Origin of the sequence: Rhizobium leguminosarum bv. viciae USDA 2370 (assembly GCF_002008365.1) — a bacterium.
Classification (GTDB): domain Bacteria; phylum Pseudomonadota; class Alphaproteobacteria; order Rhizobiales; family Rhizobiaceae; genus Rhizobium; species Rhizobium leguminosarum.
In genome coordinates this window covers 204,706-219,279 of the sequence record NZ_MRDL01000037.1, presented here as the reverse complement: position 1 = coordinate 219,279, position 14,574 = coordinate 204,706, and the positions used below count along the sequence as shown (strand labels likewise).

11 protein-coding genes are annotated in these 14,574 nt (G+C 57.1%); 9 read left to right on the top strand and 2 right to left on the bottom strand.

The window, feature by feature from the left end:
- Nucleotides 1-184: 184 nt before the first annotated feature.
- Together BS629_RS20100 and BS629_RS20095 are read right to left on the bottom strand one after the other, a co-directional pair.
- Complete coding sequence (locus tag BS629_RS20100; protein WP_077988372.1) at nt 185-613, bottom strand: hypothetical protein; 429 nt, start codon at nt 611-613, stop codon at nt 185-187.
- A 3-nt stretch (nt 614-616) separates the two neighbouring features.
- Entirely contained in the window at nt 617-2,275 is a 1,659-nt protein-coding gene (locus tag BS629_RS20095; protein ID WP_077988371.1) for a GMC family oxidoreductase, read from the bottom strand.
- A 395-nt stretch (nt 2,276-2,670) separates the two neighbouring features.
- Here BS629_RS20095 and BS629_RS20090 point away from each other — a divergent pair, with 395 nt between their 5' ends.
- From BS629_RS20090 to BS629_RS20050, 9 genes are all read left to right on the top strand, one after another.
- Nucleotides 2,671-4,023: an aspartate aminotransferase family protein gene (locus BS629_RS20090; protein WP_077988370.1), complete on the top strand. Its 1,353-nt coding sequence runs from the start codon at nt 2,671-2,673 to the stop codon at nt 4,021-4,023.
- 65 nt (nt 4,024-4,088) lie between these two features.
- Complete coding sequence (locus BS629_RS20085; protein WP_245315091.1) at nt 4,089-6,179, top strand: hydantoinase/oxoprolinase family protein; 2,091 nt, start codon at nt 4,089-4,091, stop codon at nt 6,177-6,179.
- A 109-nt stretch (nt 6,180-6,288) separates the two neighbouring features.
- Nucleotides 6,289-8,028, top strand: a complete 1,740-nt coding sequence (locus tag BS629_RS20080; protein WP_077988368.1) for a hydantoinase B/oxoprolinase family protein — start codon at nt 6,289-6,291, stop codon at nt 8,026-8,028.
- A gap of 50 nt (nt 8,029-8,078) precedes the next feature.
- Nucleotides 8,079-8,498, top strand: a complete 420-nt coding sequence (locus tag BS629_RS20075; RefSeq protein WP_077988367.1) for a nuclear transport factor 2 family protein — start codon at nt 8,079-8,081, stop codon at nt 8,496-8,498.
- Nucleotides 8,499-8,575: 77 nt separating this feature from the next.
- The gene (locus tag BS629_RS20070; protein WP_077988423.1) at nt 8,576-10,162 is read left to right on the top strand and encodes a GMC family oxidoreductase; all 1,587 of its coding nucleotides are present in this window, start codon (nt 8,576-8,578) and stop codon (nt 10,160-10,162) included.
- Between the two features lie 102 nt (nt 10,163-10,264).
- Entirely contained in the window at nt 10,265-11,143 is an 879-nt protein-coding gene (locus BS629_RS20065) for a fumarylacetoacetate hydrolase family protein (protein ID WP_077988366.1), read from the top strand.
- A 168-nt stretch (nt 11,144-11,311) separates the two neighbouring features.
- Nucleotides 11,312-12,250 carry a MurR/RpiR family transcriptional regulator gene (locus BS629_RS20060; RefSeq protein WP_077988365.1) on the top strand — a complete coding sequence of 313 codons (939 nt, stop codon included), beginning with the start codon at nt 11,312-11,314 and terminating at the stop codon, nt 12,248-12,250.
- Between the two features lie 320 nt (nt 12,251-12,570).
- Nucleotides 12,571-13,320, top strand: a complete 750-nt coding sequence (locus BS629_RS20055; RefSeq protein WP_077988364.1) for an electron transfer flavoprotein subunit beta/FixA family protein — start codon at nt 12,571-12,573, stop codon at nt 13,318-13,320.
- Nucleotides 13,321-13,345: 25 nt separating this feature from the next.
- On the top strand, nt 13,346-14,278 hold the full coding sequence (locus BS629_RS20050) for an electron transfer flavoprotein subunit alpha/FixB family protein (protein WP_077988363.1): 933 nt from the start codon (nt 13,346-13,348) through the stop codon (nt 14,276-14,278).
- The last annotated feature ends 296 nt before the right edge of the window (nt 14,279-14,574 follow it).

Below are 14,574 nucleotides of genomic sequence, written 5' to 3'. Positions count from 1 at the left end.
TCGCGGCGCGTGCTTACGCCGGAGCGTTAGGGCAGGCGGGTTTCACCGGTGCTGCAGTCGAATTCGGAGCCATGATCGTCGCGACGCCCGAAAAGGCGGCGCTGACACCTCATCCAAGATCCATTCTAAACGTTGGGGCAGAGCACCGCTTTTCGGTGACATCGCGAGGGCAGAAATGCCAAGCCTACAGCGGCTCCGGTACGTCCAGATAGACGGACCCTCGTTCTTGAACCCGCTCGACTGTTTCCATGATTTCGTCATAGTCCGGCGTCTCGTAAAGAGCTTCCTGGCCCGGATATCGCAGCTTTCCAGTGACGGCCTCGTCGAGAAAATAAGCACCCGCAATCAGAAAGCTGATGACATAAAAGTCGTCGCTGCCAAGCGCGCGGATGGCCTCTAAAGGGTTCGGTGGCGAATCCTCTGGCAGACGGGCCAGCGCCCTGAAGAAAGAGGGAGCCATGTCGTCGCGTTCTTTCAAAGCGCGGGGCAACAAGCGTTCGAAGATGCCCACTTCACTTGCCGACGGCATTGCATGATCACGATCCTTAGGGATCAGTGCATCCGCAACCCATTCGATCTTGGATTGCAAGAGATGGATGTCATCGGTTGTCATGGCTCAATATCCAACCTTTCGTGCTTCAACAGTTTGGCTCACCGGTTGTGAACGCCGGTTTGCAATGATGGCCTCCGAGTTTCGCAATGCGAGTGCGGTCACGGTCCCCGTCGGATTGACCGCACCCGATGTTGGCATGACGCTACCGTCCATGACGAAAACGTTGGCAACGTCGTGCGACCGGCCAAACCGGTCGACGACTGAATCGGTCGCGTCATTGCCCATACGCACCGTCCCAAGAATATGCCAGCCTGTTTCCCGCATCGGAGGCGTTGACGAGACTTCGTAAGCGCCTGCTTCCTTCATAGATTCTGTCGCGCGCAGCACGTTGTAGTCCAATAGGTCCAATGTGTTCTGCGAGGATTTATATTTCACCTTGACCGCTGGCATGCCTTCGGCGTCGGTGACGTTCGGATCAAGCACAACCATGTTTTCTTCGCTTGGCAAATCTTCGGCCATGATTCCCCAGTATGCGGAGCGGCCAAACCGTTTTCTAACCGTTTCGTGGAAATTTTCGCCCCAGACATTCCCACCGCTCCCCCACGGCCAACTACCCACCGTCGCCAGCGGACCGCCCATTCCCATAAGTTGCCACTTAGCGCCGCGGTAGAAGTTGGTATCCTTGCGGGTCTCGGCGAATTCTAGTGAATATGCGCGTTGCCCGTATGGGCCCTGCCAATTCTCGAAGAAATCGTCGAAAAGCCCCGTGACTGTCCCATAGGGATGCATCATGAGTCTCTTTCCGACCATGCCAGACGAGTTGCCCAAACCGTGCGGGTGCTGAGTGGACGCAGAGTTCAACAGCAGCCGCGGGGTACCTATTCCATTCGCGGAGACGATCACCAGACGACCTGGTTGAAAATGTGTGGTTCCGCTCTCGCGATCGATATAAGTAACGCCGGTCGCGAGCCCATCGGACCCGGTTTCGACGCGCAGCACGCGAGCGTTCTGAACAAGCTTCACCCCGAGCTTTATACATACGGGCCAGTGCGTGCGATCTACCGATGCCTTGGCGCCGTCGAAACAGCCCCAGGCACATGCACCGCGGCGAACACAAGGATGCAGGCCGTTGTGCTTGACTGTCGCAATCGAATTGCTGCCGGGCCACCAATGCCAGCCAAGGCGATCATGGGCTGCAGAAAGCTTGCGGTCGATTGCAGTCATCGGAAATGGGGGCAGGGGAATGTCAAAGCCCGGCGGGTAGGCTGGGTCGCCACCGACGCCTGAGACCGCAAAATCTTGTTCAACGCGGGCATAAAATGGTTCGAGTTCGGCATAGCTTAGAGGCCAATCGTCAGCAATTCCGTCCACGGTTCGGACCCGGAAGTCACTGGGCTTCAATCGATGCCAAGCAGCTGTATAAATAACCGAACTTCCGCCAACGCCGTTCCACATCAATGGCTCGATCTCTGAATCCGCCACATCGATCGGATAGTCGGAAGGGTCCTTGCGACGATTTGGGTTCGTCGCGAAATATTGATTTTTCGTAAGCTCGAATTCGAGTCCAGAGTGGCGGAGTTTGGTGTAGTCGGGGTAACTGCCCTGTTCCAGACAGACAACCGACATACCTTCTTCCGCCAATCGTTTTGCGGCGACGGCGCCAGACGGGCCAGCGCCTACAATCACAACGTCATAAACCGCCGCCTGGCCTTCATTGGTCATCTTATCCACTCCTGGTAAAGCTTTCGGTTGCTGTTCGAGCGGCGATTGGAGATCTCCGTAGCCAACCGCAAGACCACCCCTTCGGGGTTGTGCCAATGGGGCCGCCCACCTCTCACCTCATGGCTAGGATCTGGCGTCGAAGAACTATCCTTCGAACTCCTCTTATGCAGTCAACATCATGATCCAATAATATGTCAAGTGGATCAACTGATCCAAATGAAAGATTCTGATCTGTCGCCTTCCTGGAGACGAGGATTCGCTCGTCTCTTTTTGAGTACGCGTTGGCAATGGTCGCGTTGGCATGAACCAAACAAACATGGATCACATGATCCTGTTGACAGAACTTTGGATCATAGTGTTTAGTGCAGCAAGCTCAAGTGTGGATGGAGAACACTATGAAACTCGATCAGGTGCGCAGCAACGAACCGGCTTTGGCGTCCAGCAACGGGTCCAAGGCCGCCTATCTGCGTGAACGCAAAGTCGTTCCGGGAGGCTCGATGCGCGCTGCATCATGGTTTCAGCCTCATCCGCCATACGCCGGTCGTGGCGAGGGGTGCTGGGTCATCGACCTGGATGAGCGCCGGCTGCTCGATTGTGCAAACAACTTTTTCTCGCTTATTCATGGCCACGCCTATGAACCCGTTCTGGACGCAGTCCGTCAGGCAATGACGAAGGGGACGGCCTTCGGAATGCCGACAGAGAGCGAAATCATTCTCGCTGAAGCTCTCGCGGCTCGGAGCCCGCGAATGGAACAAACCCGCTTCTGCAACTCGGGCACCGAGGCAGTGCTTGCCGCAATCAAGGGGGCGCGGGGTCTGACGGGGCGCCAGAGAATTGCCAAGTTTGAGGGTTGCTACCATGGTGCCTATGATTGGATCGAAGTCAGTCTTGATCCAACGCCGGCCAACTGGGATGACGAGAACGGCAATCCTGCATCTGTCCGCTGCAATGAAGGCACGCCCGACAGTGTGTTGAACGAAGTGGTCGTGCTTCCTTATGATGATCCTCAGCGCTGCGCCGACATCCTGCGCCGGGAGGGGCCAACACTTGCTGCGGTCATCGTCGATCCGCATGCCTCGCGCGCCGGCACGGTTCCAATGTCGCGAGAGACGACGTCGGCAATTCAGGAAGCGTGCCGTCGCGACGGCATCATCCTCATCGCCGACGAAGTGATCAGCTTTCGCCTCACCTATGAGGGAGCGTCTCCACTGTTCGGTCTCGAACCGGATTTGATCACCACGGCGAAGATCATAGGCGGTGGCTTGCCAATTGGAGCGGTCTCTGGGCGGGCAGACCTGATGGCAGTCTTTGATCATTCTAGCGGCAAGCCAAAAGTGTCCATGGGCGGTACGTTCAGCGCCAACCCCCTGAGTATGGCTGCCGGGCTCGTCTCGCTCGAGCACTATTCAAGGCAAGAGGTCGAGCGGCTCAACGCACTCGGCGAGACATTACGCCAAAAGATTCGCAAAGGAATCGCGGACGCTGGCGTTGCTGCAACGGTGACTGGATTGGGTTCACTTTTCCGCCTCCACGTCGGCCCGGGGCCCGTTACTGGCTATCGAAGCGCATTTCCGAGCCCCGAAACTGCGAAGCTTATCCGCAAGATCCAACTGGCAATGCTGGAAGAGAACATCCTTCTAACTCCCAACTGCTCCGGTGCACTCTCGACGCCTATGACAGAGGTCGAGGTGTCCTTCATAGCCGATAAGCTGGTCAACGTCGTCACTCGGGAACTCGGTGCTCAGTAGGACAACCGGACCTATGATCTGTGCAACAGTCTCGGACAACAAATATAACTGAGGGTGAACCAAAGATGAGTGAACAGCCGATGTTAATTGCACCTTACCGCGTCGGAGTTGATATTGGCGGTACATTTACCGACCTCGTCGTGGTTGATTCCGTGGGGGCCGTGCGCGCATTTAAGGCTCCCTCGGTTCCATCCGATCCGACCGAAGGTGTTCTTTCCGCAATTCGGCTGGCGGCGTCGGCCTTGTCGACGGACATCGAGACGTTCCTATCGAACACGGAACTTTTCGTGCACGGTTCGACCATCGCAACCAATACGCTGCTGGAAAAAAAGGGGGCGAAGGTCGGCCTGTTGGTAACCGACGGCTTTCGCGACTCGCTAGAAATCCGCCGTTCGATGCGTGAATTCGTCTGGGATCACCGGAAACCGTTTCCCGAAGTGCTGGTCCCTCGCTACCTTCGGCTGCCGGTCGTTGAACGCCTGGAACAGGATGGGTCCGTCAGAATACCCTTCGATCCAGGCTCGGTTGCAGCTGCAGTACGTGTTTTCAAGGAAGAAGGAGTGGAAGCGATTGCCATTTGTTTCCTCCATTCCTATGCCAACCCCGCTCATGAGAGGGCCGCGAAAGCTGAGCTCAAAAAACTGCTCCCCGACGTCTGGGTGACGACGTCGTCTGAGATTGCACCAACGATCGGCGAATATGAGCGTACGTCCACGACCGTCGTCAACGCTTACGTCGCGCGGCGGGTTGTTCCCTATCTTGAGAGCCTTTCAAATCGCTTGTCGTCGCTCGGCCTTAAACGCAAGCTTTTGATGATCCAGTCGAATGGCGGAGCGATATCCATCGACGAAATAGGCCATGCGCCCGCAAGCCTGGTGTTGTCCGGACCTGCTGCTGGTGTTGGCTCGCTCAAGTTCTTCGGCCAAGACACCGGATCGGAACGGCTTATGTCGATCGAAGTCGGTGGAACGAGCTGCGATGTCACGCTCATGGAACACGGAATGGTGTCAATGACCGACCAGATCGTGGTCGATGGCTATCACCTGAACATACCATCCGTCGATATTCACACTGTCGGCGCGGGCGGCGGCACGATCGCCTCGGTCGATGGCGCAGGCTTGTTAAAAGCTGGGCCGGAAGGCGCGGGCTCAACTCCAGGCCCAGCAGCCTATGGTCGCGGCGGTAGCCGCCCGACCGTGACGGATGCACAACTCGTGCTCGGAAGACTGAAACCCGGCCCCTATGCCGGCGGGGTCATCACACTGAGCCTAGAAAAAGCTGTCGACGCCATTGAGACGCATGTCGCAAAGCCTCTCGGCCTCAGTGTCCCCGATGCCGCAGCCGGCATCATCCAACTCGTCGAACAGAATATCCTTCACGCGGTCGAGCAGGCTTCGCTCGAGAAGGGATACAATCCGCGCGCATTTACCCTCGTCGCTTGTGGCGGTGCGGGACCTCTGCATGGCCCATCGACTGCGCGTCTACTTGGGTGCTCCAGCCTCTATATCCCGCGACTGGCAGGAGTGTTCTGCGCATTCGGAATGTGTAACTCAGACCTGCGTCACGACTACGTGAAAAGTTGGCTCAACGATCTCGACGTTGCCAAGAGCTCGGGACCCGATGTTCTCGAAGCAGCCTTCGTCAAAATGCAGGGCGAGGCGCTCGAGGTCCTGACGCGTGAAGGTTTCACCGGCGATAAAGCGGTCCTCAAGCGCGGGTACGACCTTCGCTATTTTGGTCAGCAATGGACTATTCCGGTCGAATGCTCGGCAACAGATGCGGCAACCATCCGGGGAGCATTCGAGCAGGTTTACCAGCGGCTTTTCGGCTACGTACAGCCAGCAGGTTCGATCGAGATCGTAAACCTTCGACTGGCTGCGATCGGCAAGCTGGACGCCTTGCAGATTGCCGTGGCGGGGGCCGTTGTATCGGATCCAGTCCCAACCTCGCGCCGGCCTGTATGGATCGACAGGCAATCGGGGTTCGTCGACACACCCGTTTACGATGGAACAGTCTTGACCGCAGGCCAGCGACTGGTCGGTCCTGCCATCATCGAGGAAGCAACCACCACCCTCATCTTGGGCTCCGGTGACAAGCTGACGATGACCGACGCAGGTAATTACCATGTTGATATTCTGGAGGATGTAGCTGCATGAAAAGCACAGCCTTCCCGAATTCAGCTTGCCCGTCGCGGGATACTGTTGGCTGCAGGCCGGTCGCTCAGCGCAGCGGACTGCATTTTGCAAGAGTTGACGAGGTCAAACCATGAGCACAGTCATGTCTTCCGAGTACGATCCGGTTCTCATCGCAATTCTGCAACGGCAGTTGGACCACATCAGCCTGCAGATGGGCACCATCATGACCCGAACCGCACGCAGTCCGATCTTCAGCCAGAGCCATGATTTCTCCTGCTTCCTCAGCAATGCGGATGGAGAGACGATTGCTCAGGCGGACGGCCTGCCGATCCATTCCGGGAGCGGTGGATTTGCCGTTCGTGCTGTCTTGCGGGACTTTTCCGGGCGGATCGACCCCGAAGATGTTTTCATTTTGAGCGATCCATATGCCGCTGGCGGCAACCACCTGCCGGACTGGACGCTTATTCGCCCGGTTTTCGTGGATGGGGAGATGGTCGGCTTTTGTAGCAACCGCGCTCATCAGTCCGATATCGGCGGCGGCGCCGCGGGGACCTACAATGCCAAGGCAACGGAGATCTTCCATGAGGGGATTCGCCTGCCGGTTCTCAAACTGATCGAGAAAGGGCATCTGAGAGACGACCTGTGGCGGATGTTACTCCTCAACTCGCGCTGCCCCGACCTTCTGGAAGGTGACCTTGGCGCGATGATCGGCTCAACACGCATAGGCGGACAACGTTTGGCCGACGTCATTGCCCAACTCGGTGTGAAGAAGGGCCGCGCCTATCTCGACGCACTTCTCGACTATGGCGAGCGGCGTATGCGTCAGGCGATCGCGGAACTTCCAAACGGTGTCTGGCACGCGTCCGACTTCAGCGATACCGACTGCTTTGACCTCGTCGATATCGAAACCCGGATTACGATGACGATCGACGACGACACGATCACGTTCGATTTCACAGGGACGTCGCCGCAGATTAAAGGCTTCAAGAACAGCGGTATCGCTAACACCCATTCCGCTGTCTACTGCGCCCTGTCGGCCTTCCTTGACCCTGCCATTCCCCACAACGAAGGCACCTATCGTTGCGTCAAGATCATTGCGCCGGAGGGATCGGTCGTGAATGCATTGCCGCCGGCGCCGATGACGATGAACACGGTCTTTCCAGCCATCGACATTATGAATGCTTGTTGGGGCGCATTGGCCCAGGCCGATCCCGAACGCGCCTGCGCCGGTTGGGGCAAATCGGTGTTCGGTATTTCCTCCGGCAAGAAGCCAGATGGAAACGTCTTTGTCCTCTATCACTGGCACGGTAGTTCCGGTGGTGGCGCAGTTAAGGGCCGAGACGGTTTCCCCACTTCCAGCCATCAGATGACGCTCGGCGGGATGTTCATCCCGAACGTTGAGACGTACGAACAGTCCTATCCGATCCGCGTTCATCGTTACGAGATGCGGAGTGATACCGGCGGCGCCGGCGAATATCGCGGCGGAACTGGCGTCGACTACGTTGTTGACGTTCTGGCGGGCGGCGAGCATTTGCTGCGAGGAGAAGGCGCGCGCAAGAAGACTGCAGCAGGTGTGAATGGCGGGCATTGGGGCGAGAAAGGATCCATCAGGGCTTTCGATCTGGAAACGGGCGATGAACTTTACTGCCCTCCCTATGGCGTCGAAGCGGTCAAGCCCTTCCATTTGGTGATCGAGGCGACTGCCGGCGGTGGTTGGGGCCATCCGCATCGCCGCGATCCCGCATTGGTGCTCCGTGATGTGCGCGATGGTATCGTTTCATATCAGGCGGCAAAGGATATCTACGGTGTCGAAATCTCTGCCGATGGAAAATCTATTCTTTCGACCGAGGCCAGACAACAGTCAGCGTGATCGACCGCGTTGTGAAACGAACTGCCGTACCATCAGCAAGGAGAACCAATATGGCTAAGAAACGCGCGAAGGATATTCTTCGGGAGTATCATGACGCTTGGTCAAGCGGCGATGTGGAAAAGGGATGCAGCTATTACGGCGACAATCTTGTCGTCCATATGGGAGGCAAGCACCCTGTTCTGTCCCGTGATTTCCATGGTGTAAAAGGTTTCATTGAGGGTTGGGTTAACAAGGTTGCTGACTATACCGACAAGTGGATCGTCGGAGGCGAGGCGGGACATGACGAGCTGATCTGCGAGTCTGATGACGCCATTGTCATCATGGTACACGAGATTTGGACCCGTGGTGATAGAGAAGTCCGCACCGACCGCATAGCGGCCTACCGTTTTGAAAACGAGCAGATCGTCGAATGCTGGTTCTGCGACATGCGCCAGGCGGAAGTCGACGCCTTCTTTTCAGGCATCCAATGACGATAAGACAGGATTGAGAGCGCTCTGGTGATGTTCCGAGCGTTCTTATGCAGCTCAAGCAGATTAGGGATTGTGCAATGCCCGATTTCATCGTGGTGGGGGGAGGATCAGCTGGATGCGCCATAGCAGGCCGGCTGAGCGAGAATCCCGATGTGACCGTAACGCTGTTTGAGGCAGGTCCTCGCGACAGCAACATTTGGATTCGTTTTCCGGTCACATTCTATAAGTCGTTCAAAAGCAATCTTCTCAATTGGTACAAGGTCGAGAAACTCAAGCATCAGAACGACACGGAGCCGAAAGTCGGGCAGGCGCGCGTTCTTGGCGGAGGAAGCTCTCTTAACGCGATGATTTACATGCGCGGTGCGCCTTCGGATTTCGATCGCTGGGTCGACCACGGTGCGGATGGATGGGGGTATAAGGATGTCCTGCCGTATTTTCGCAAGGCCGAGAACAACGAAGTCTATTCCAATGACGTCCATGGTCAGGACGGTCCGCTCAGCGTCTCGAACCAACAGTATACGCTGCCGCTGACCAAGGCCTGGGTGAAAGCCTGCCAGGAGGCGGGGATTCCCTATAATCCCGACTTCAATTCAGGCCAATTGCAGGGAGCCGGACTTTATCAGTTGACGACGAAGAATGGCCGCCGGTGCAGCTCTGCTGACGCTTATCTCGGTCCGGCGCGCAAGCGTCGCAACCTCACTATCGTGACCGACAAGCAGGTAACAAAGATCACTATTGAGAATGGCCGCGCGGTCGGCGTTCAATATGTTGAAAATGGTCGCCTCCAGACGATGCGCGCCGACCGTGAGGTCGTCATCTCATCTGGTGCTGTCGGGTCTCCCAGACTTCTCATGCTGTCGGGGATTGGACCTGCCGCGGAACTGCAGAACGCCGGCGTTCAGGTTGTCCACCATCTGCCAGGCGTTGGACAAAACCTGCAGGACCATACCGATTGTTTCATGATCTATAATCTGAAATCGGACACGAGCTATGACAAATATAAAAAGCTGAGGTGGCAGATCGCTGCCGCGGCTCAATACGCGCTCTTCGGATCCGGGCCCATTACCTCGAACATCTGCGAGGGTGGCGCATTCTGGTGGGGCGACAAATCGGATCCGACCCCGGACCTTCAATATCACTTTCTCGCCGGTGCCGGCATCGAAGAAGGTGTCGAAACGACGGAAAGCGGTAATGGATGTACGTTGAACGTTTATGCCTGCCGGCCGAAATCACGTGGGCGGATCGCTCTGCGCTCGGCGGACCCGAATGTGCCGCCGCTCGTCGACCCCAACTATCTCAGTGATCCATACGACGTTGATCGCATTATCGATGGCATAAAACTTGGACAGGAGATCATGGAGCAGCCGGCGATGAAGAAATTCGTCGCAGGGTCCCATTTGCCCTCGAAGCCGCTTCGGACACGCGCGGAACTCGAGACCTTCGTGAGAACATACACTCAGGGAGCATACCATCTCAGTGGCGCCTGCAAGATCGGCACGGATCCGATGGCAGTGGTTGATCCGCAGTTGCGGGTTCATGGCATCGATGGTCTTCGGGTGGCGGATACATCCGTCATGCCATTTGTGTCATCGAGCAACCTGAACGCTCCAGCCATTATGATTGGGGAACGCGCGGCTGACTTCATCAAAGGAAACAGGATCTGAGCCTCGGATCTGCTTCCTCGGCTATGGACATCGTCTGTATTACAGCCGTCCGGAGGCCATCAAACTTCGAACACAAAGCACCGATGTGGTGCGGGAGGAACAATGAAACTCGTTAGTTTTGAATCGGCCGGTTGTTGGAACGCAGGCCTGTTGATAGACACATCGATCTTTGACATCAGCGCGCTTCTGCACGGTAGCGGTTCGAAGCCGGTACTGTCAGTTCGTCAGTTGCTGGCCGATTATGGCGATAAACTTCCCGAGCTGGCAGCACAGCTTGGGGCGGCGGTCAAAAGCAATCCTGGCGCTCGCGCTGGCTCTCTCGACGAACTGCGGCTCGGCCCGCCCATTACCGACCCCCAGAAAATCCTTTGCATTGGCCTCAATTACAACGACCATGTTGCTGAAACGGGCAGAGCGTTGCCTACACATCCTGACATTTTTGCGAAGTTCGCAAGCTCTCTCATCGGACCGTTCGACAAGATCGCTTGCTCCAAGATCACTGACAATCTCGACTTTGAAGGCGAGCTCGCGATTGTGATCGGCAAGGAGTGCCGCTCGGTCACGGCTGAGCAAGCCCTTGATTTCGTTGCCGGGATCACCGTCCTCAATGACGTCACGGCACGCGACCTCCAGTATCGTGGAACGCAATGGCTTGCAGGCAAGGCCGTTGACGGCTCCACGCCTGTCGGCCCGGCAATTGTAACTCTGGACGAAATTGAAGATATCCAAAATCTTGATATCCGCACCAGGGTTAATGGGCAGCAGGTTCAATCCTCCAATACGCATCTGATGATCTTCCCGATCCGACAGCTGGTGAGTTATATCTCCTATTTTCTCTCTCTAGCTCCCGGAGACATCATCACGACCGGCACACCGCAAGGTATCGGAGCCAAACGTCAGCCGCCGATGTGGCTGAAGCCTGGCGATACGGTCGAAGTTGAACTTGAGAAAGTCGGCGTATTGCGTAACGTAGTAAGCTGACGAACATCTGGTTGCGGTGAGTTGACGACTGATCCATATATCCGCGGGCAGGCAACGCACCTGAGGTGATCTTCGCAATTCGTGAAGTATCTAACCTCTCGCAACGGGGCCCAAGATAGGAAGTGTCGACAGAAGGCGCCGCAACCACGGCTGTTCGAGAGAGGATACATGACAAGGCCAGAATTGATTGAGCAGATCAAATCGATTTGCGTTGACCTCTCCGGGCAGATGGTAGACGGGGCTCATTATGTCATCAACAATGCCGATGAAATTCCGTTTTACTCGATGCGAGAAATCGCGCGACGAGCCAACGTACAGCCCGTCAATCTTGTTCGCCTCGCTCAGAAGCTGGGGCTGAACGGGTATAAGGATCTGCGACAGCAGTTCATCGATACGACACCGGAACGGCCCCAGCGGGATCGTTTGTCATTGCATCGCAATGAGGCGAGTGCCCGCACGCTTATCGCCGAAATGGGCAAAAGTTCAGGGCTGAAAGCCTTCGTCGACTCTTTTTTTGAGACGGAACAGGCCGTCGTCACCCAGGCAAGAGCGCATCTGTCGGAGGAACAGCTTGAGAAAGCCGTTGAACTGCTCGCGCATGCTCCGAAAGTTTATGTGATGGGCCGGCGGACCGCCTTTAGCCCTGCCTACACGCTCGCTTACACGCTCCAGAAGGCTCGACCCAACATTGTCCTTCTGGATGGCCCAGGCGGAGCTCCGGAGGGTGCGTTGGATGATATCAGACCCGGAGACGCGTTCGTTGCTGTGACCTTTGCGCCATTTAACCGCCTTGTGCACAGGATGGCCGAAAAGGCAGCACTTTCCGGAGCGACGCTAATGGCGATTACTGACAGCTTTGCTGCGCCCATCAGCAAGCTGGCTGGTTCTTTACATTTTGTCGCCCAATCGTCTGGACGGGCATTTCCAGAATCCACGCTGGGGGCAATAGCAATCGTCAATATCCTGGCGGCGTTGACGATCAGCAGGCTAGGGGAGGTCGCGGAACACCGAATCCGCGACAACGAACGCTTTCTGGTTAATTCCGGCGAATATCTTCTTTCGGGAACCGCGAAGACCTCACGGCGCAAAAAGGTCGCCGAAGCTTAGGGACTCGCTGGCGGCCGGCTCTCCCAGATCATGTTTGACGTCGACAACGATGGAGGCAAGGACAGGCTGATCATCGCTGGTGTTCCTGCGTGTGGTCGGCGGAAGAGGCGGCGCTCGACCCGAATGGTATGGATCATATGATCCTCTTGACAAAAAATTGGATCATATGCAATTTAATAGTGCTGTAGGCAGATCGGACGGATCGATCGCCTGCCATCTTTCGCGGAGTACGGTAGATTTCATTAGGCCGTTGATCTGAAACGACGCTGCCGGCTCCCACGGTTGACAACCGCAATGCTGCTAATGAGGAGATAAGTTTCATGAAAATTCTCGTCCCAGTCAAACGGGTTGTCGACTACAACGTGAAGATCCGGGTGAAGCCGGATGGCACGGGTGTCGAGCTTGCCAATGTGAAGATGTCGATGAACCCGTTCGACGAGATCTCGGTGGAAGAGGCGTTGCGGCTGAAGGAAGCCGGCAAGGCCGAGGAAGTGGTCGTCGTTTCGATCGGTCCAGCCAAGGCCGAGGAGACGCTGCGCACCGCACTTGCCATGGGCGCCGACCGGGCGATCCTGGTCGAGACCGACGATCAAGTCGAGCCGCTCACTGTCGCCAAGATCCTCAAGGCTGTGGCCGATGCCGAACAGCCCGGCCTGATCATCGTCGGCAAGCAGGCGATCGATGACGACAGCAACCAGACCGGCCAGATGCTGGCAGCACTGATGGGAACGGCCCAGGCCACTTTCGCCTCGAAGATCGAGATCGGTGACGGCAAGGCGCAGGTGACCCGTGAAGTCGATGGCGGCCTGCAGACGATCGAGATCAAGCTGCCGGCGGTCGTCACCACGGATCTGCGCTTGAACGAACCGCGTTATGCCTCGCTGCCGAATATCATGAAGGCGAAGAAGAAGCCGCTCGACAAGAAGAGCCCTGTTGATTTCGGCATCTCGACCACGCCGCGCCTCAAGGTCTTGAAGACCGAGGAGCCGTCGGGCCGCAAGGCCGGCGTCAAGGTCAAATCGGTCGCCGAACTCATCGACAAGCTCAAAAACGAAGCCGGCGTGCTGTAATCAGGTTGGAACAGGAACCATCATCATGACCATTCTTCTTCTGGCTGACCACGACAATCAAAGCCTGTCCGACCAGACCGCCAAGACGCTGACGGCCGCAACCAAGATCGGCGGCGACGTGCATGTGCTGGTCGCCGGCAAGGCTGCCAAACCCGCTGCCGATGCCGCGGCAAAGCTCTCCGGCGTCTCCAAGGTGCTGCTCGCCGAAAGCGACGAACTGGCCAATAATCTGGCCGAACCGCTGGCCGACCTGATCGTCTCGCTGGCGGGAAGCTACGACACGATCATCTCGGCCGCCACCTCGGTCGGCAAGAACGTGCTGCCGCGGGTGGCAGCCCTGCTCGATGTCGCCCAGGTCTCGGAGATCATCGAGGTGATCTCTGCTGACACCTTCAAACGGCCGATCTATGCCGGCAATGCCATCCAGACGGTGCAGGCGACCGATGCCAAAAAGGTGATCACCGTGCGCACCGCATCCTTTGCCTCTTCGCCGGAAGGTGGTTCGGCCACCGTCGAGGCGATCCCGGCGGTTTCCGATCCGGGGCTGTCGACCTTCGTCAGGGACGCGCTGTCGGCCTCCGACCGTCCGGAGCTGACCTCTGCCAAGATCATCATCTCCGGCGGCCGCGCACTCGGCTCTGCCGAGAAGTTCAGGGAGGTCATCCTGCCGCTTGCCGACAAGCTCGGTGCCGCCGTCGGTGCATCCCGTGCGGCTGTCGACGCCGGTTATGCCCCCAACGACTGGCAGGTCGGCCAGACCGGCAAGGTGGTGGCGCCGCAGCTCTATATCGCCTGCGGCATTTCAGGCGCCATCCAGCATCTGGCCGGCATGAAGGATTCGAAGGTCATCGTCGCCATCAACAAGGACGAGGAGGCGCCGATCTTCCAGGTCGCCGACTACGGACTGGTCGCCGATCTCTTCGACGCCCTACCGGAACTCGAAAAGCAGATCGAGTAACGTTTCATGCTTTCACCATCCCCACAACGTCTTGATCGATCATCCGATCTGCTGTGATCGAGAAGACAGCCACTCATCCGTCGGATAGTGCTGGCGCACTCATTCCAAAACGCCCGGCGCCACTGAAACAATTTCTCGATCTCGTAGGCAACGCCATGATTTCGGCAGAAGCGCTCCTCTGCGAGCTCGCTCCACTGCAGGCAGAGTCTTCCAACGACTGCTTCGACCCTCGCCAATGTCGATGAGCGGAGATGACCTTGCGCCCGACTTGAAGGCGTCTCTCCAAATCTAGTTAA